This is a genomic window from Porphyromonas sp. COT-290 OH860 (assembly GCF_000768935.1).
Taxonomy (GTDB): Bacteria; Bacteroidota; Bacteroidia; order Bacteroidales; family Porphyromonadaceae; genus Porphyromonas.
This window is the reverse complement of sequence record NZ_JRAR01000009.1, coordinates 1-19,160: the sequence shown is the minus strand read 5'-3', so window position 1 is coordinate 19,160 and position 19,160 is coordinate 1. Positions and strand designations below refer to the sequence as shown.

The following is a 19,160-nucleotide window of genomic DNA, read 5'->3' as shown; positions in this document are numbered from 1 at the left end:
GAGGTGCTTCCCTTGTAGGCTTATAAAACAGTTAGGGGGAGTATCGACATTCGATACTCCCCCTAACTGTAAGGTTTGCTTTGAGCTATAGGCTGAGGCGCAGGGAAAAATTCCAAGTGCGTCGGGTCAGGTAGTTGGGTACTGCATAGCTGTGGTTGTACGCATCCGTAACCCAGTAGTAGCTACTCGTATTGACCATATCAAACAAGTTCAAGACGTCGAGGCCTAGGTCAATTGATCGTGCGTATCGCCCCGACCACCAGCGCTGATTGCTCCCGTTGCCTCTTTGGGTGATGCGGTAGGTTAGCCCGATGTCTACACGGCGGTAGGGGGTAGACGTGAAGGCTACGGTATCGTATCCACCACGAGGGTGTATCACAGGTAAGCCAGCCGAGTAAACAGCCCTTAGACTTAGGCGAATGGGTTTGAAGCCCGGGAAGTAGTCTTGGAAGAAGAGCGCTAGGTTGTAGGCAGGGGCATTGGGCAGAGGGGTCTGTGCTCCCGAAGCGACACGCTGCCGGCCTCGCAGTAACGATAGGCTTAGCCATGAGTCCACACCCTCGACAAATTCGCCGAATAGCTTGGCATCGACCCCAAGGATATAGCCTCGTCCTGTATTTTCGCCTAGGTAACGTAGCTTGATGTTGTCTTGTATGTATGGGTTCTGATCCCATAGGTGCTTGTAATAGGCCTCTGCGCTGAGCCTAAACTTGCGATTCATCATCATGAAGTCGTACTCTGCTCCAGCAAGCAGAAGCAGAGTCGATTGGCTTTTGATTGCCTTGTTGAGTGTGATGTATCCCTCGCCTTGTTCGGTTAGTCGCTCCTGCCTGAGCTCGCGATAGAAAGGGGCTTGATGGTAAATGCCCGAGGCGAATTTGAGCTCAAGTTCTTTCGACTGCTTGGGGCGTAGACGTAGACTGAGGCGAGGGCTGAGAATCAGCTCTCTATTCCAACTCCACCAGCTGGCTCTCAGGCCTGCACTTAGGGAGAGGTCGCCTAGAGTTTTGACATCCCAACGCATACGAGCCTCCGCAAAGGTAGAGAGCCGTAGGCTCTCTACCTTACTTTGGCCGTAGAGGTTGCGATGTGCACGTAGCAAGTCGGCGGACTTGGGTGTAGTATAGCCTACCGAGTCGCGCATCGACCATTCGGCGATTTTGTCTTGTACGTCTTCGGCTCTTAGGTCTAGCCCCATCAGTAACCTCTGGTCGCTGGGCAGGGCTAGTTGACTTCGAGCCGACATAGACATGAGGCTATACTGCATTCGGTTGCGCCCATGGGTGCGATCTCGGCCGATGCCTAGAGCTTTCAGTTTGTTGTCGAGGGGATTGTCGCCCGCCTCGGGAACTGCTCCATCGGGCAGGACGTCCGAGAGAATGTATTCGCCCGTGATGTCGTAGGTTTCGGACTCTTCGCTCAGGAAGCCTACCAGAGAGAGGCTATGGCGCATCTTGCTATTGGGGCGGTAGGCTAGAGAGAGTGCGCCGAGGTAAGTGCGGAAGCGGTCTACCTCCTGTCCGTCGAAAGATATGTTCAGCTGCTTGGCTTGCTGGAGTGTGCCGAAAGTCGTCTGGCGTGTGCGTGGAATGAAGTTGTAGTTAGTTCCGTTGATATGCCCCAAAAAACTCATCTCGAGGGCTGGGCTATGGGAGTAGGTTAGGTAGGTTTGGGCATCGAAGTAGTGTGGGTCGTACTCCGCCTTGGTATCAAGTGTCGAGAGTAGAGCATTGCCACGCTTGTAGCGTACCCCCGTGATCTGGCTTAGTTTGCCGTGGCGACTCCCCACGTAGCCTCTATTCTCGATCAAGCCTAGCTGTAGGCTTGCCTCAAGGCTGTCGGGCTGCTTATAGCGAATATCTAGTACGGATGAGGATTTATCCCCATAGTCTGCCGAAAATCCACCCGCCGAGAAGAGTAGGCTGGAGGTTAGGTCTGGGTTAATGGCACTCAATCCTTCTTGCTCGGCCGAGCGTGCTAGTAGAGGGCGATAGATCTCGATGCCGTTGATGTAGATGAGATTTTCGTCGAAGTTGCCCCCTCGTACGGTGTACTGATTACTTAGCTCGTTCTTCTGTGCTACTCCCGATAGTGTACCTACTAGCGCTTCAACTGCCCCAGCAGGCGATGTGCCTAGATTTAGCTTGCCCGGTTCTAGGCGTTGCATCCCTCGAGAGGTCTTGCTCCCTTGGCTCTGTACGATCACTGTCCCGAGCATTTGGCTATCCTCGCCTAGCTCAACGGTGATTTGCGTGCTGGAGGTCAGTCGTGGGAGCTTGCGCCTAGTGGTGTGGTAGCCTATGCTACTATATACAATCGTGAGGCTATCGGTGATAGGCCTAAGGCGTAGACTGTAGTAACCCTTTAGATTGGTCGAGGTGCCAAGCGTTGTTCCCTCGATGCGCACCGAGGCTAGAGGCACAGGCTGGCGATCTCTGTCTAGGACGTAGCCCCTAAGCTCAATCTGCGCAGAGGTCTGAGCCATCATGCCCTTAGGGAAAACTAGAGAGATGAGGATAGCTAGTATCAGAAGTCTTATATGCATATCTGCTCTATTTGAGTTGCCCCATAGCTAGAAGGGGTAGCCGATGGCTAGATGTATGCCTAGTGCATCGCCTAGCCGAGGGATATTGTACCAACCTTTACGCTCTGTTTGGTAGGGCAGGTGTAGGCCAAGCCCCACATCGCAGCGGATCACTAGATAGTTTAGGTCATATCGTAGTCCCACACCTGTCCCCACGGCTATCTGGTCAAGCCATTGGCTGAAGTTCTCGATTTCTCCCAGAGAACTACCGGGTTTATCGGGGTCTGGCCTTAGCAACCAAACATTACCTGCATCGACGAAGACGGCGCCCTCTAGGTTACCCACGAGGCGTCCTCGATACTCCATATTCATCTCAAGTTTGGTTTCTCCTACACGGTCTATGAATGTATAGATAGTTCCCTCTTTGGGCTTGTATCGCCCGGGGCCAAGGCTACGCACCGTGAAGGCTCTTAGGCTGTTGGCCCCACCGATATAGAACTGCTCTAGGTAAGGCGCCTGCTTGACATTGCCATACGCATACACAGCACCTAGGAAGAGGCGGGTGGCCAGCTTCTGATTTCTGTCTATCTTGTAGGTATAGCGTAGCTCGCTCGTTCCTTTGATAAACTGTGCGTATGGTAGGCCGAGTAATTGTTTGGTCTTGTTGTATTCGTGCCCTAGTAGCATAGACGTCGCATTGATGATATTGCCTGCTTGGCTGATACCACTGCGCACCCAAAGCTGATGACTGCGTGAGCGACCTACAGCCTGCTCCCACGTGTAGGTATAGCCCATCTGTGGTACTAGCTGATCTTGCATACTTAGTATGAGTGAGGGATTGTTGCGCAAGATCTCTGCAAAGCTATCGGTAATATCACTCAGCTGATTGTATGAGATAGAGAGAGGGGTGATGCTGTGGCTATGTCCCTCTTGGGGAGTGAAGTCATAGTTGTAGCTTAGACCGAACGAGCTTAGGCCGTAGAAATGAGCTCGATTGAGCTTCTGGCCACTGAGCTTAAAGGTTGTGTTGGCGGGGTAGCGATAGAAACGATCGAGCTGACCGGGGAAGAGTAGGGTAGGGAAAGTCAGCGCTGCCTCTGCGCCGATCTGGTAACTGTTGAGAGTAGAAGAGAAATTGCTGATGGGGCTGCGATCAGTCTGCCATTCGTAGCTGCCGTATATGGCGGTCGAGAGTACTTCTCCTCCGCCGAATAGGTTCTTTCTGTCTAGGACAAACCTCAGGCCCGGCCCTACAAACTCTGTGCTCTTGAGCTTGAATAGGGCCTCAAGAGAAACCTCCCACAGTCTGTCTTGGCGCATCATGATGCTTAGGTCTAGCTGTCGCTCGGTGTGTTCGCTTGGGTTATCTACCTCAACCGGATTGTAGAGCAACTCAATGCCAGAGAAAGTCCCTAGGTTACTGAGGCTCTTGAGGGTTAGGTCGGCTTTGCTCTGCTTGAAGAGGCTATCGGGGCGCATACGTAGGCGACTGTCTAGAATCTTGAGTCGCAGGGGGAGCCTACCGTTGTAGTAGGCCAGAATGTTGGAGTTAATATGCACCGTGTCGGCTAGGAGGTTTTGGCTACGGTCATCGTTGTCTAGGAAGCGCAGGTTGATGTTGCGGATACGCCAAGGTTTGAGAGCCTCGGGATTGACGCCGTCTATCAGGCGACTACGTAGATGTACTGTTGCATCACTTCGGTTCATCGTATCAGCCTCGTATTGTATGTACTCGGGACGGAAATAATAGTAGCCATACTCTCGTAGCTTGGAGCTAACCTCGATCCGATCATTGTGCAGAACGTCGTGAGTAAATAGACGCCCCGGTTTGAGCACGCTCTGCTCACGATGCACTAGCTTGAGGGAATCTTTGAGTGTAAAAGTCGGTAGGTACTCCATCGTGTCAATCCGATATAGCGAACCGAAATTGACATGATATGAGATTTTAGCTTCGAGTGAATCGGACTTATTGGGGTGAATCTCATGAGTAACTTGGGCATTTAAGTAGCCAAACTCAGCTAGAACACGCTCAGTTACTCGGCTACGCAGCGCAGGATTGACGTCACGGATCCAGATAGGCTTGGAGCCAAAGGCACGATGTGCCCAACGCCCCAGCCAAGTCGAGTCGCTAGCGTAGTTGAGGTGTATCCATGGCCCTACCAGAGGTAGAGGCCAGCGGTACGAAGCGCTACCGAAGATGGAGTTGTTGGGCGCATAGTTGAAGCGCTCCTCCGCTGCTGCTTTGGCTATCTCGGTATGTTCGTTGCGTTCCCCGCCAGCGAAGGTAATATCTTTGACGCCCGTGTAGAGGATATCATCTGGCCCCTGATAGGGTCTGATGGAGCAGGATACCAGAGAGAGCACTAGGGTTAATGTTATGATGGTGCCAATCATCGAGAAGCTATGCTCCCAGATGGATGCTTGCTTGGTCATAATTACTTAGTCATTTGTATTGTATCCACCTTTCCCTCTATGATGGGAGCCGCCCATAGGCTAGGTCTGATGCTGTCGAGAGTTCGGTCCTCGGAGGATTTCTTTTTACGACGGAATCGAAATAGATCCCACGGATGATTTAGCTTGCGCTTGAGCAGATATCCGCCACCAGTCTCGGTATATTCGCCCTCTAGGATATTGTCTGTAACTCGTTTGTGGAAGAGTCTGAGGTATTGATCTCCAGCTTGGTCAAGCTGATACTCAAGCGCTACGTTGTCGATGAGGGTCTGCTCCTTATTGCTTGGTACGTTGCCACTCTGGATCTTACCACCTACTACGATGCGAATTCTGTCGTTGTAGAATCTTCGGCTGAAACTGTAGGTGTAGTCCGTGTAGGTGTTACCTCCATTGGCTCCGTCATGCACCTCCATACCTATATCGAGGTCGGTGCCTTGCAACAGAGTACCTGCGGCCTTGTTGATTTGACTCTGTAAGAAGCTCGTCAACGCCCCGTCGAGGTTGAAGTCGCCTCTGCCCCTGCTACCTGCTAGATAGATGCCCGTGCCGAGGAGGCCTATCGCCTGTTTGCCTCGCTCCTCTGCCGTCATAGTGTTGAGGCTGTTTTGGATGCTTAGGTTCTCTGGAGCAGATAGGTCGAAGCCTAGCTGTATGTTGTCGATGTGATCCTGTGCCTTGATGCTTACGACGAAGTTTGTTTTCTGCGCATTCTTGCCCTCTCCCGTAGTCGCTCGGACCGTCTGTGTGGCGATGAAGTTGATGTACGGGTTGGCGACATCTCCGTTGAAGAGAAGGTATCCCGACGGGTCTATGTTGAAGAGCTTACCGCCGACGATAGGCATAGTGTAGTGTAGCTTACCACCTCCGCTCATCTCATATCGGCCAATGAGACTCATCTCGCCGAATGGTGGGTAATTGAACTGCATATCTCCTCCGCCCTGTACCCTCATATAGTCACGCCCGTCTGCCGTTAGGTCTACGCCGAAGCGTACTGAGGGGTCGAAGTGTAGCGAGAGATTGACGTCTAGACCGCTGAGGCGTGTCGTTTCTACCGGTGCTTTGACGAAGAGCGTGTCGGAGAAATCGACGAACGTTACCAGTTCGCCAATCTTATCGCCCATCTCTAGTGGCCCTTCTCGCATGATGTAGGTGCAGTTCGTCCCACCCAGCACGGACAGACGTCCCCTCACCTTGAGCGCATCGGCTAGGCCAGTGATCCGCATATCGCTCGAGGCAATCAGCCTACCATAGACAAGCTGCTCTTCGCTTTGGGGGCTACTCTGGTTGAGCAGTACCATCTCGTTAGCGCGTAGGCGTAGGTCTGTTTTGGTTGCTTCTTTACCGAAGACCACGACACTGCCGTCTATGTAGAGCGGATGCTTAGGATCGACAGCCGAGCGTAGGGAGTAGTGGTCGAAGTGCAGGACGCTACCCTCTAAGCGTAGAGGGATACTGTCTAGTTGTATCTGAGTGGCTAGCTGTTTGAGGTCTACTTGTCCGTCTTTGGTGGCGATAGATCCCTGTATCTGAGGGGACGTAATCTCGCCAGAGAGAGACAAGTTGCCACTAATAGAGCCTGCTAGAGCTGTGCTGTAGGCCGTAAGGAAAGGATTAACCATCTCTAGCGGGAAGTCCGTCATCGTCAGGCTCCCAGATAGGGGCGTACGTTCGTTGTCGGGGCGATAGATACCGTCTATAGATAGTGCAGGTGTGCCGCGATAGCTTATCTCTGCGGTAATGTAGTGAGAGGAATTGTTTCGTGGCTCGTAGAATAGCGCTGTGGCGAAGTGTCCAAGCTCCTTGTCTTCGTAGCGAAGCCCTTGAGCGGATATATCTCCCGATATGATTGGCTCTTGGTTGATGTCGCCGATGCGGGAATAGCGAACGTCGGCAAAGACTGTGCCTCCTATATTGTCTAATCCTAGCCCGCCGAAGTCCTCTAGGCGAAGATTCTGCACCATCAGGTGTATGTCTTGTACATTGGCTACCGAGTCGCTAGCCTGCAGAGAGAGCAGTGCGCGATCTTTTCCCGTTAGGCTGAGATCACTGCGTAGGAAATACGTTTGTTTGTTTAGGGCAATGTGGTTGCGTGGGCTAACCTCAAAGTCTTGATAGCCGATGCGTAGAGGCGAAGAGAGTAGATGCGCGAAGTAGTGTGAGCCATCCCAAGTAATGAGGACGTTGGCTCGATGTCGGCTATGCTTCTGTGCATCGAGCCACTCTAGGTCTAGATTAGCTCTCTGTAGTGTGGCTAGCAGTTTGGTTGTGATACCGAAGCCCTCTTGAGCTCTGTATGGTTTCTTGTCGATGCTGGCCGTGAGCTCTAGTGTCATGCTATCTAGTGGCATCGGTGGCGGCATAGCCTTTTTGCGAGAGCTGGCGATAGGGCGAGCGTCGCTAGTGCGAGGCGAGCGAAGCGTCTTGAGGCTAAGGTCAAGCGCATTGAGACGCAGGGTATCTTGCCTTAGGTCGCTTAGACGCAGATACCCATTGAGTCCTTGCTCTCGGTCGTGGCCTATTTGGCTCGACAGGCTGCCTAGGGCGATTCGTTGCTCTGCGAGGAAGTCCTTGAGCGCATTGTCCGTACCCATATTTATCTCTATGGATAGCTGAGGCAGTATCGGAAGAATGTCCTCTAGGCGTGTCTGCATGGGGCGCGTGCCCTGTACCTCTGCCATCAGTTTATCGACCTTGCTGCCTAGTTGCACGCCGAGTTTTGTTAGTCCCTCTAGTCCAGTCTCTGCAGAGGCTTGTAGGCTTAAGTCGCCAGAGGTAACGCTTGCTTCGGAGTGATTGCCCTTGATGAGCGCCTGTAGAAGTACTTCCTTGGGGTTGAGCACCCTGCCAGAGAGATTGAGGCTGAGATCCTCCACAAGAGAGGTAATCTGATACTCGTCCTTGAGGTTGGTTCGTAGCTCTCCCGTCAGTCTAAACTTAGCATCTAGGGGCGACTCGGACATTTGCCATGCCTTCATATCCAGCTCCTGTGCATCGAGCATAACGCTCCCATAGATCGTTGGCCCTGTCAAGAGAGCATCGGCCTGTAGGGCGAGGTTGAGCCCCGGGTTGGAGCTATTTAGCGAGAGTACTAGAGCCCCTTCGTTTAGATTGCCGTCGAGGGTAATTTGCTCGAGTTGTAACGAGTCTTGCTGTAGATGATGTAGGCGAAGTTTGAGCCCGCTATGGCTACGCCGGTTCATCGGGTTGAATCCTCGTCCCTCGACCGAGAGGTCGGCAGAGAGAAGCCCTAGGCTCCCCCCGGGCATAAAGCGCTTGAGATCGAGTGCTCGTACTTCTAGGCCGGCTTGGTACTGTTTGCTCTGCTCGACCAATAGTCCCGAGAGCTTGGCCGAGCCATCTCCCTGTTTGAGAACTAGGTTCAGATGATGTCTACCTCTACCCATATCAAGATCTCCCTTGAGTGTAAGCCCCGCAGGCAGGGTGTACGTCTTGGCAATATCTGGCGACACCAAAGCCAATAGAGAGCGTGCCTTACGCTGTAGTCCGCCCTCGATCTTGAGTTTTCCTCTCCGCTCCTTATCATTGGTTAACCTAAAGATTTCGCCCTCTACGCTAAGGTCTAGCACATCGGCCCAGAGCATCTGCATCTGGGCTAGACGTAGGTGGTTGAGTGTCCCCGAAACGTGTATGCCCAGATCGATAGGATTGGTGAGCTCGGCTTGCTTGAGGCCTCTCTCGTAGCTAGCGAATTCGTCGTAAGCCAGGAGGCTCTGCCCCGTCAAGTTCCTCACGTCCTCGGATCCTATCGAGCAGTCTAGATGTAGCTCGGAGTGTGCCGTACTATCGCCAGAGAGTATGCTCCACGGCATGGAGAGATTGCCAAAGAACGAAGAGTGAGAGGTACGTAGTGCCAGATCGGTCAGCTCTACCTTGACGCTATCCATGGCGATAGAACCCAATAGATGCTTTAGGGTCAGACCGCTACGCTCACGAAGCTGACCGCCCGAGAGCCTCAACTGGAGCAGCTGTCCCTCGGAGAGCAGGTCGTGTACCTCTAGGGCGATGTCTTCGGCTTGGATGTGGTTGTAGTCTAGGTAATCTGTAGAGGGAGCATCGTAGTTCTTGGCATAGCTAATCTGTCCACCCTCAATCTGTCCATGACCTAGGCTTAGGCGCATCGTTTCTAGGTTGACCTGTGTATCCTCCAGCCTAAGCCTTTGCACCTCTGTACCAACGATCATGGAGTCTAGAGGCATATCTATTTGAGCTCTTGTCTCCAAAAACTCTAGTAGATCTGCCTGTATCTGCCATTTGAGCGGTTCGCTCTCCTCCTCTTTGGCGAGGGTATCTAGGCTGTGGTAGCGAACCCTAGCCCCTTGTGAGCGGAGTATCTCGAGGTGTACGCACTGGGCATCTATATCGACAGATAGACTCTGTCCAGTGAGCTGGTCGAGGGTAAGCTGTGTGGTGCTGGCACTATCGAAATAGTTGAGCCTAATATCCTTGGCTAGGATAGATGGGGCATAGACCTGCTTGCTCAGTAGAGGCATCAGGTCTAGGCCTAGGCTAAGCTCGTCTAGGCTAAGCAGAGTATCTGGGGGAGTCTGTACTATGTACAAGCGCTCCAGACGTAGCTTGAGTGGAAATCCTAGCCGTAGGCGTCCGATCTCAATCTGCATGCCGAGCGTTTGACTAGCCTCTCTTGAGGCATAGCGTACTGCCATATCTTGTACGGCAGGGATGTAGAGGGCGATGCCCGCTACGAGTACCAATATGATTGGTGTAAGGATAAGGGTTAGGATACCCCTAAGGAGATATTTTCTATTAATCTTCACAGAGTCGCTGTCTATCTGTCCGTCGCATTTATTTGCGTAAGTCTAAGGTGCAAAGTTACAGCTCATCTGCCAAATATAGAATAGAAATTATGACTATCAGATATCTTCTTCACGCCTTGCTCTGCTCTCAGCGCTTAGACTTTGGTTTTAGGGATCTACGCAGGTAGCGAACGCCGAGGATTACTCCCGTGACTGAAACGACTGTACCGACGAGTAGAAGCACCCAGCATACGATCTGCCAGAGGATAGGCTTGTCTACGAGCCAAGTGAATTTGAGGCTGTGAGGCTTGTTGTAGACCCACATCTGCCAGCGGTCGCGTCTGTCTAGGGTACGCACCATACCGCTCTGGCTGTGTACATAGATGTAGGGATTGTCCTCTGCCTCGATTTGGATGCGCCAGACGGGTAGGGGGAGGCTACCATTGCGGCTGATGTAGTAGCCGTCGTACTCCTCCAGACGATCGATCTGCCACGTACGGTCTGTGTAGATGTGCCCGATGAGCTGCTCTAGCTGAGAGCGCTCTAGGTTGAGCGGTGTGGGTAGGTCTGTGCGTGCATCGTAGCAGATCGTTTGGTCTAGGCTGTCGGTGGCCTTGATTGTGGGGATATTGCCCACGGAGCTCCAGCGAAGGCTACGCACATCTCCTCGGCTGAGGATCTGGTTAATGAGATTTTTTGGGTAACTGCCAAGAGGAAGTGCCTGCTCGCTTAGGACTTCTCTGGCGTTCTGCTTGGGAGAGCCGTTGATGGACCTAGGTATATCGGCTAGAGACATGAGCCCACTCAATACCCATGCCAAAATGAATATACCGCCCAATGTCCCCATGATGTGGTGCCAGCGGTAGGAGCGTCGCTTGTAGGGGGAGTGCACACCGCGCTTGCTTTTACGCGTTCTGACGAAGACATCTATACCTATATATAGACCCGTGAGGGTCATGAGGCTACCTAGACCAGAGAGAAATATGATTAGATTTTCCCAGAGATCTCTATTCTCACGTATCCAAGTGAAGTAGACCCAGTGAGGGATAGCCCCTAGCCAAGCCCAGATGCGTTCGCTCCTAGTGTGCTCGGTGATGATGTGTCCGTCTCGTCCGCTCAGATAGACCTTGCGCCCCTGCTGGGAGAGATTTAGGCGGTAGAAGGGGAGGTCTTCCCTAAGCCTAGAGAAAGGCGTCCACTGGTCGAGGGTCGTTAGGGTGTCGATACGCTCGATCTTGTCGGACCAGAGTGCCGCTACTCTGTGGCATACCTCGACTGTTGGCGCCTCGGGGGTAATAGCTTTACCCTCGAGAGTGAACCAGTGTTCCTCTCCACCTCCACTAGTGGCGAGGTGATGCCCCACCACTGGATTATAGCTAAGTGAGAGAGACGACGGCTTGCCCTCTGGGCTATGCGTACGCATTGCCTCCATGACGGCGAGTAGGCTGTCGCTAGGAGAGAAGTTCGGTAGGCTAGGGTGGAGGCGATGGGCCTCGTCTGAGGAGAACTTAGGGAAGCCATGATAAATCATCACGAAAGCGGACAGAAACCAAGCGACGAAGAAAATGCTCACTAGAGTACCGAGTACTCTGTGGGTTTTAATCATTAGGGTACGGAAGGTCATAGCTGATCGAGTTGGTTGTGGTTAAAAGTTGCGTTGCGGGAGGGTTGTATCCCAAGTTAATTCTGCTACAACTCCCTTTAAGGAGCGTCAGAGTAGATAAGTGTATGGAGCAGCTTATCTACTCTGACGTGTTTGGGAGAGAATCTAGTGGACGACGATCTCGTCTAGGAAGATGAAGTGCCCAACGCTACGGCCAATCTCTGCACGCATGCGGATGTATCGAGCCGAAGTACGGGGGAAGAAGTCGAATACCTCAAAGACAGGGCGAGGGTTGTGCTCGTCCGTTTTTGGGGGGAGCGTGCCTAGGCTCTCGAACTTGCTACCGTCTTGGCTGACGAGTACCTCTACTTCTCGAGGCATATATACCCACTGCTCGCGCTCCTGCATGAAGCGAGCAAAGATGTGCTTGAGCTCACGTGTCTCGCCGAGGTCTATCGTCACGTCTAGAGGTTCGGTGAAGCCAAGCCACATGCCGTCTAGGTAGGTTGGGGTGGCTCTGATGCCGTCGATGAGGGTCTTCTCGCCAGCAGCGGGGTAGCGTACGTTCCATTGGTTGGCATACTTGATTGCCTTGCCGATCGCCTTGTGGTAGTCGATGCGGTACTTGAGGCTGACCGAGTCGAGCGCCATGCCGTTTTTGAAGAGCTTAGCCACCACGAGAGCCGAGTCGGCGGTCGTGATAGGCGATTGGTAGAGTTCGCTCTCTGCTGTTGGTTCACTACCGTCTGTGGTGTAGCGGATCTCCACATCGCTCTGCTCAGCCCTTAGAGTGAGGCTCGTGAGCTGCTTGTCTAGATCTGTGGAAACCTCAGTGGCGATGCCATTGAGCGGATAGGCGTTGACGCCTCTCGCCCTAAGCGCCTCGGTTTGCTTAGTGGCGCGCCTGCGGAAGTCTTCGTAGTTCCTCTTCTCCTGTGGCGACCATGCTATCTCGGCTAGGGCTAGCGCACGGGGAAAGTACATATACTCGGCGTGCGCATCGCTCTCTACATACTCCGTCCAGAGGTTGGCCTGCACACCTAGTACGTGCTTCTTCTCCTCTGCGCTTAGGCTGCTAGACTCGGGGTTGTAGCTGTACACCTTCTCTAGAGGAACATAGCCCCCGATAGCACGGGGCTGATGCTCTGCGATAGCTTGATAGTAGTCTAGGTAGAGGAAGCCATTGGGCGTCATGATCACATCGTGTCCGCTCTTGGCTGCCTCGATGCCACCAGCTTCGCCACGCCAACTCATCACCGTTGCCTCTGGGGCAAGCCCTCCCATGAGGATTTCGTCCCAGCCGATGAGCTTGCGTCCACGGCTAAGCAGGAAGCGCTCGATACGCTTGATCATGTAGCTCTGTAGCTCATGTAGATCCTTGAGCCCCTCGGCTTTCATACGAGCACGGCACTTGGTGCAGTCGCCCCAGTGGTTCATTGCTGCTTCGTCGCCACCGATGTGAATATATTCGCTTGGGAATAGCTCCATCGTCTCGTCGAGGATGCGCTCGAAGAAGGTGAATGTAGCCTCGTTGCCGATGCAGACGTCGGTTACAGACTTGTCCCAGCGCTCTAGACAGAATAGCTCGGGATAGGCTGCTGCGATCTCGTTGCTATGGCCGGGGAGCTCAATCTCGGGGATAATAGTGATGCCTAGTTTGCTCGCATGCGCTACCACACGTCTGATGTCGTCTTTGGTATAGTAGCCACCGTATGCCCCGGGTGTGTCCTCTTCGACAAACTGCCTATCCTGTCCATGCCACCATTTGTCCCAGTCACGTTCTGTGCGCCAAGCTGCTTTCTTGGTCAGTAGCGGATAGGCATCGCTCTGCATACGCCAGCCTCCGCCGTCTACGATATGCCAGTGGAAGCGATTGAGCTTGTAGCGAGCCATCTCGTCGAGTAGGCGAATGATGAAGTCGGTGCTCATGAAGTGGCGCGATACATCCAGCATCAGTCCTCGGTAAGCGAAGCGAGGCTCATCCTTGATTTCAGCTTGATGTACCCGACCCTCGGCATCGGTGAGCTGTGCCAAGGTCTGCACTGCATGGCGGAAGCCAAGCCCCGTAGAGGCCTGTATCTCGATGCCGTCTGCAGATACAACGAGTGTGTATCCCTCTGGTGATTTAATCTCGGGATTATTGACAAAGCGAATCTCGGCACCCTCTTGCTTCTGCTCTACCTTGAGCGAGGTGATACGCCCAAGCTCTGTGCTTAGTAGGCTAGAGATATCCGCCCAGTGCGATTCGCTGTCTGGGGTGCTGAAGCCAATGACCTTGGGGAGCTGATACGATGCCCCATGCGTTAGGCTAAGCTCCTTGGGTAGTGGAATCAGAGATGGCTCCTCTAGAGGCTGCTTGCTCGCCTGATCGGAACAAGCACCCAAAAACAACGCCCCCAGAGCGAGTGAGAGCGTTGTCAGTTTTTTCGTAATAGTCATATCTATAATTGTGAATGATGTCATGAGAGAGCCCTAGAGCCTCCCCTTATCGTAGTACTAGGCGTGTCGTAACCAGTTGCCCAGCTCTAGAGCATCTAAGCAGGTAGACTCCCGAGCGGATATCTCCTAGAGAGGTTTGGCGCGTGTTGTACTGTACCATAAGGCGACGGCCAGTGAGGTCAATGAGCTCGACTTGCTCAACCTCTTGGTTGAAGTAGATGGTTCGCCCCACGATGCGGAGCTCTATTTTCTCTCCTTGGTCGCCCATTTCGCTACTGCGTGGGATAAGGCTTGTTGGGGCTTCTATTTGCACAGCTCCTTGTACCTGATTGCCTGCGATGACGATTGTCGCTCCGTTGGTAGCGGCAACTACTCCACCTAGAGGTCTAGTGTAGGTAACTTTTGGTGGGCGGCATCGCAGGGAGAGCACATCTCTGGTTGCTTGCTGATGCCAGAGAGAGTCCGTATGGATACACCAAGCTAGCTCTCCTACCCCTAGTACGAGGCAGAGAGCTAGAAGCATACGCCTAATTTCTTTGGATATGCTATGTGCTATACGATAAGTCATCAGCTACTCTTTTGGTTAGGGCGCAAAAAGCCGTACAGGGCAAAGTTACAGATATTCTGTAACAAAATCAATCAATACGAGCCGATCTGCCCTCATGCCTTACGAGTAATCTTATCGTTTCAACTCACGCACCCACATAGGGGTGGCATACGGTGTAGAGGGGCACATGGTTCAGAACATACCATTCTTGTGTTTGTACCTCCTAGCGAGGAGCTCTCGTTGTGTTGCCCCACTAGATAGAGAGCATGTGCAGGATTGATACGAGCCGCTCATCAATGGCCTTGTTCTTCTTGATCGCCTTGCTGAAGGGGATATAGATGATCTCATCGTTGTCGATGCCAATCATTACATTGCGCTGCCCCTCTAGTAGAGCATCGATCGCTGCTACACCCATTCGGCTTGCCAAGATGCGGTCCTGAGCGCTGGGTGTGCCTCCACGCTGTATGTGCCCGAGGATTACGACACGCACGTCGAAGTGTGGATACTCGTTGCGTACTCGCTCGGCGATACCCATAGCACCACCAGTTACCTCGCTCTCCGACACCAAAACGATGCTACTATTCTTCGTCTTGCGGAAACCACTAGCGATAGTTTCTGCAAGCTGATCCTTCTCTAGAGCGAACTCCGGGATAATGGCGGCCTCCGAGCCCGAGGCAATAGCACCATTGAGTGCTAGGAAGCCAGCTTCTCGACCCATGACCTCGATGAAGAATAGTCTCTCGTGTGAGGAGGCGGTGTCACGAATTTTGTCTACCGCCTCGACGATTGTGTTGAGAGCTGTGTCGTAGCCGATAGTCAGATCGGTACCGCTTAGGTCATTGTCTATTGTACCCGGTAGGCCAACGATTGGGAAATTATATTCCTCTGCGAAGAGCCTAGCGCCACTGAGTGAGCCGTCGCCACCAATGACCACTAGGGCATCTATGCCATGTGCCTGCATGGTTTGGTAGGCGATGCGCCGACCCTCTTCGGTTTTGAACTCTTCGCTGCGAGCAGTCTTGAGTACTGTACCACCTCTTTGAATGATATTGCTCACATCTTGGGTCTGGAAGTCCTTGATCTCGCCCGTTATTAGGCCTTTGTAGCCTCTATATATGCCTTTGACGGCGATGCCGTGGTAGATAGCCGCACGTGTCACGGCACGTATGGCAGCGTTCATGCCGGGTGCGTCCCCTCCAGAGGTTAGCACGCCTATACATTTGATTGTCATTGATTGTCTATGATTGATGTAAGCACTACGCCCTCCCCGAATGACTTCGAGGGAGGGCGCAGGCATATTTGTATTCTGTTTAGAACTCAGCGTTGCGTGGGGTGCGAGGGAAGGGGATAACATCTCTGATGTTGGTCATACCCGTCACGAAGAGCAGTAGGCGTTCGAAGCCAAGCCCAAAGCCCGCATGGGGCGCTGTGCCATAGCGGCGAGAGTCCATATACCACCAAATATCCTTGTCGGGGACACCCATCTCTTCGGCTCGCTGGCGTAGCTTGTCGTAGTCGGACTCACGCTCCGAACCACCGATAATCTCACCAATCTTGGGGAAGAGTACATCCATACCACGCACGGTCTTGCCGTCCTCGTTGAGCTTCATGTAGAAACTCTTGATCTCCTTGGGATAGTCCGTAACGATCACGGGCGTGCAGAAGTGTTCCTCTACTAGGTATCGTTCGTGTTCGCTACTCATATCGGCACCCCAATAGATTGGGAACTCGAACTTACGGCCCTTGGCCACGGCAGCCTCCAAGATCTCGATGCACTCCGTGTAGGTTAAGCGCTTGAATGGCTTCTCTAGAACGAAGTTGAGGCGATCGATAAGCTCCTTGTCGAAGTGCTCGCTGAGGAACTTGATATCGTCTGCACAGTGATCGAGTGCCCACTGGACGCAGTGCTTGATGAAGTCCTCCGCTAGGTCCATGTTCTCCTCGATCTCGATGAAGGCAACCTCTGGCTCGATCATCCAAAACTCGGCCAAGTGACGTGGCGTGTTGGAGTTCTCGGCACGGAAGGTGGGGCCAAACGTATAGATAGCCCCTAGTGCCATAGCTGCCATCTCCCCCTCGAGCTGACCAGACACTGTGAGTGCTGTGGGACGAGCGAAGAAGTCCTGAGCGTAGTCTAGGCCTCCGTCCTCACACAAGGGAGGCTTGTCTAGAGGTAGTGTCGTGACCTGAAACATCTGACCCGCTCCCTCGCAGTCGCTGCCTGTAATGATAGGGGCGTGGAAGTACACGAAGCCACGCTCGTGGAAGTAGGTGTGGATCGCTATAGACATCTGATGTCTGATGCGGTAGATAGCACCGAATGTATTGGTGCGAGGACGCAGGTGGGCGATCTCTCTGAGGAACTCAAGCGAGTGCCCCTTTTTTTGTAGTGGGTAACTCTCTGGGTCTGCTGTACCTAGCACCTCGATGCTCTCGGCTTGTATCTCTACACTCTGACCTGCCCCCTGAGAGCTTACGAGCTGACCCACTACACATAGGCTAGCCCCTGTGCTGATCGTACTCATTAGCTCTGAGCTAAAACGCTCGTTGTCGGCTACGATCTGCAGGTTGTGTATGGTAGAGCCATCGTTAAGGGCTATGAAGCTCACTGCTTTGTTGCCACGACGGGTACGCACCCAGCCTTTGACGCAAATAGTCTGTCCGACTAGCTCGCCCTTGAGGACGTCGATTATTTTAGTTCGTTTCATTTGTAGTATTCCTTTTCTTGCTTGTTTATGGCCTAAGCCTAAATATCCTTAAGCCCTACTCGAAGGCTCCCATACGTAGGGCATTGACCTCATCTTCGTTGAGGTAGCGCCATCTACCACGGGGTAGGTTCTTTTTGGTAAGACCAGCGAAATAAACACGGTCTAGCTTAATCACCTTGTAGCCGAGGTGCTCGAAGATGCGGCGTACGATACGGTTGCGGCCAGAGTGGATCTCGATGCCTACTTGGCTCAAGTCATCGTCCTTGACATAGCTCAGTGCATCTGCATGGATCTCTCCGTCCTCTAGCTCTATACCGTCGGCAATCTTCTGCATATCCTCCATAGCCACAGGCTTGTTGAGCCACACATGGTAGATCTTCTTCTTGAGGAAGGAGGGGTGCGTGAGCTTGGAAGCGAGATCGCCATCGTTGGTGATGAGCAGCACTCCTGTGGTGTGTCTGTCTAGACGCCCCACTGGGTAGATACGCTCGGGGCATGCGTTGCGCACGATGTCCATTACTGTTAGGCGACACTCTGGGTCGTCGGAGGTCGTCACGCAGTTTTTGGGTTTGTTGAGCAGTACATATACCTTGCTCTCACGCTCCACACGCTTGCCGTTGTATACCACTTCGTCTTGGTAGGTGACACGTGTGCCTAGCTCGGTCACGGCTACACCATTGACGAAGACCTCTCCCTTTTGGATTAGCTCATCGGCTTCTCGACGAGAACAAACGCCTGCATTGGCCAAGAACTTATTGAGGCGAACCTCCTTCGTTGGGTCTATCTCCTCCTTGTATTTGACTGGCTCGATGGGTTTGAAGACCTTCTTGGGCTTCTTGACCATCTTCTTCTTGTTGGGCTTGCCTGCGTAGTTGTCGCCAGCTCCTTGTTGAGGTCTGGGTCTGCGAGGGCCAGCGCCTTGCTCAGATCTGTTATAGTTGTAGTCGTAGCTACCCTCGGCTCTCTTGTTTTGGTAGCGCTGCTCGTAGTCTACTCTGTTGAAGGGGTCTATCTCGCCCTGCTGAGTCCCCTGAGAGCTGCGATGCCTTTGGTAGCCTTGAGATGAATATTCATCACGGGTATTGGGATTGTTGTAGCCTCTATCGGGAAATCTGTTGTTGAATCTCTTCGTTCCATAGCTACCTGATGGGCGTTGCTGATCAACGACATCGCTGGTGCTAATGCGTACACGCCTGCGCCTACCAGACACTGCGCCTGCATCCGACGATTTAGCCGCCTGAGAACCATCGGCTGTAGCGATAGGCGTGCGTCTTGGACGTGTGGGGGCTTCGGCTCTAGGTCCTATACCGAAAGCTTTTTCTTCTGTACTCATCTATTTACTTATATATGAATTTATAGGGGGAGCCTCTCGGCTACCATAACAATAACGTGAAAAATTCCTAAATTGTTGTTGATCTTCCTTCTTGTAAGTCGATGTCAATATGCTATGCGCGACAAAGGTAAATTATATTTTCTCAATTGGCAAAAGGTGTCTAGGTCCTACAACCACAGTGAAGCAGTGGGGGCCTGTCGATGCGTGTCATAAATAAAAAAGGGGAGTGACGCTCCCCTATTGTTGTCTCGCAAGGATTCGAACCTTGACAAACAGAACCAAAACCTGTTGTGCTACCATTACACCACGAGACAATCCCGAAGCATAAGGAGGAGCTATGTCCCTCAAATGCGATGCAAAGGTAGCGATAATATCTCTATTCTCCAAATGTGCAGCGGATAATCTTGCTTATGCTTGGAGCTAACTAATGTAAGCGCTTGGATTTGAGTTGTCTTGATCTATGGGTAGCTGTCGGATACTTGGTATTCTGTGCTCGTGGCCGAGCATTGAGGTGCGTGCTCGATTTTCATCTTTTTGGTTAAATAGTGTTAATAATTTGTCTGAAGAAAAATAAGAATGGTAGGGCAGTTCTTAAAAACAGATTGAGCATTGGTAATAAATTGAAGGATCAATCTTGTGAAATTGGTGGATTAATCTGCTGAGATGTCTCCACTGATTCTTATGAGACCGTTGCACGGTATTTTGCCTCTTTTCGGCTAGAAACGTTGTGTATATCCCTGATTATTACTATCTTTAATATGTAATTAACTGTATCGACAT

At 52.4% G+C, this 19,160-nt stretch carries 9 protein-coding genes and 1 tRNA gene; all 10 read right to left on the bottom strand.

The window, feature by feature from the left end; genetic code table 11:
- Nucleotides 1-85: 85 nt before the first annotated feature.
- Entirely contained in the window at nucleotides 86-2,545 is a 2,460-nt protein-coding gene (locus HQ41_RS01360; protein WP_044186884.1) for a TonB-dependent receptor, read from the bottom strand.
- Between the two features lie 27 nt (nucleotides 2,546-2,572).
- On the bottom strand, nucleotides 2,573-4,957 hold the full coding sequence (locus tag HQ41_RS01355; protein ID WP_044186881.1) for a BamA/TamA family outer membrane protein: 2,385 nt from the start codon (nucleotides 4,955-4,957) through the stop codon (nucleotides 2,573-2,575).
- Nucleotides 4,958-4,959: 2 nt separating this feature from the next.
- A complete protein-coding gene (locus HQ41_RS01350; protein ID WP_044186879.1) occupies nucleotides 4,960-9,771 on the bottom strand; it encodes a translocation/assembly module TamB domain-containing protein in 4,812 nt (1,603 codons plus the stop codon).
- Between the two features lie 127 nt (nucleotides 9,772-9,898).
- Nucleotides 9,899-11,374, bottom strand: coding sequence for a hypothetical protein (locus HQ41_RS01345; protein WP_152567295.1), 1,476 nt, complete (start codon nucleotides 11,372-11,374; stop codon nucleotides 9,899-9,901).
- Nucleotides 11,375-11,518: 144 nt separating this feature from the next.
- A complete protein-coding gene (locus HQ41_RS01340) occupies nucleotides 11,519-13,792 on the bottom strand; it encodes a family 20 glycosylhydrolase (protein WP_044186873.1) in 2,274 nt (757 codons plus the stop codon).
- Between the two features lie 46 nt (nucleotides 13,793-13,838).
- Complete coding sequence (locus HQ41_RS01335) at nucleotides 13,839-14,360, bottom strand: T9SS type A sorting domain-containing protein (RefSeq protein ID WP_044186870.1); 522 nt, start codon at nucleotides 14,358-14,360, stop codon at nucleotides 13,839-13,841.
- A gap of 232 nt (nucleotides 14,361-14,592) precedes the next feature.
- Nucleotides 14,593-15,570, bottom strand: coding sequence for a 6-phosphofructokinase (pfkA, locus tag HQ41_RS01330; protein WP_044186867.1), 978 nt, complete (start codon nucleotides 15,568-15,570; stop codon nucleotides 14,593-14,595).
- Nucleotides 15,571-15,649: 79 nt separating this feature from the next.
- Complete coding sequence (gene asnS, locus HQ41_RS01325; RefSeq protein ID WP_200880498.1) at nucleotides 15,650-17,056, bottom strand: asparagine--tRNA ligase; 1,407 nt, start codon at nucleotides 17,054-17,056, stop codon at nucleotides 15,650-15,652.
- A 46-nt stretch (nucleotides 17,057-17,102) separates the two neighbouring features.
- Nucleotides 17,103-18,380, bottom strand: coding sequence for a pseudouridine synthase (locus tag HQ41_RS09445; RefSeq protein ID WP_044186863.1), 1,278 nt, complete (start codon nucleotides 18,378-18,380; stop codon nucleotides 17,103-17,105).
- A 243-nt stretch (nucleotides 18,381-18,623) separates the two neighbouring features.
- Nucleotides 18,624-18,694: transfer RNA gene (locus HQ41_RS01315), tRNA-Gln, on the bottom strand.
- Nucleotides 18,695-19,160: the final 466 nt, after the last annotated feature.

Bases quoted from the DNA above. Each gene is read 5' to 3' on its own strand.
- HQ41_RS09445 (WP_044186863.1), bottom strand. From the start codon at position 18,380: ATGAGTACAGAAGAAAAAGCTTTCGGTATAGGACCTAGAGCCGAAGCC.
- HQ41_RS01355 (WP_044186881.1), bottom strand. From the start codon at position 4,957: ATGACCAAGCAAGCATCCATCTGGGAGCATAGCTTCTCGATGATTGGC.
- HQ41_RS01345 (WP_152567295.1), bottom strand. From the start codon at position 11,374: ATGACCTTCCGTACCCTAATGATTAAAACCCACAGAGTACTCGGTACT.
- HQ41_RS01335 (WP_044186870.1), bottom strand. From the start codon at position 14,360: ATGACTTATCGTATAGCACATAGCATATCCAAAGAAATTAGGCGTATG.
- HQ41_RS01340 (WP_044186873.1), bottom strand. From the start codon at position 13,792: ATGACTATTACGAAAAAACTGACAACGCTCTCACTCGCTCTGGGGGCG.
- pfkA (WP_044186867.1), bottom strand. From the start codon at position 15,570: ATGACAATCAAATGTATAGGCGTGCTAACCTCTGGAGGGGACGCACCC.
- HQ41_RS01360 (WP_044186884.1), bottom strand. From the start codon at position 2,545: ATGCATATAAGACTTCTGATACTAGCTATCCTCATCTCTCTAGTTTTC.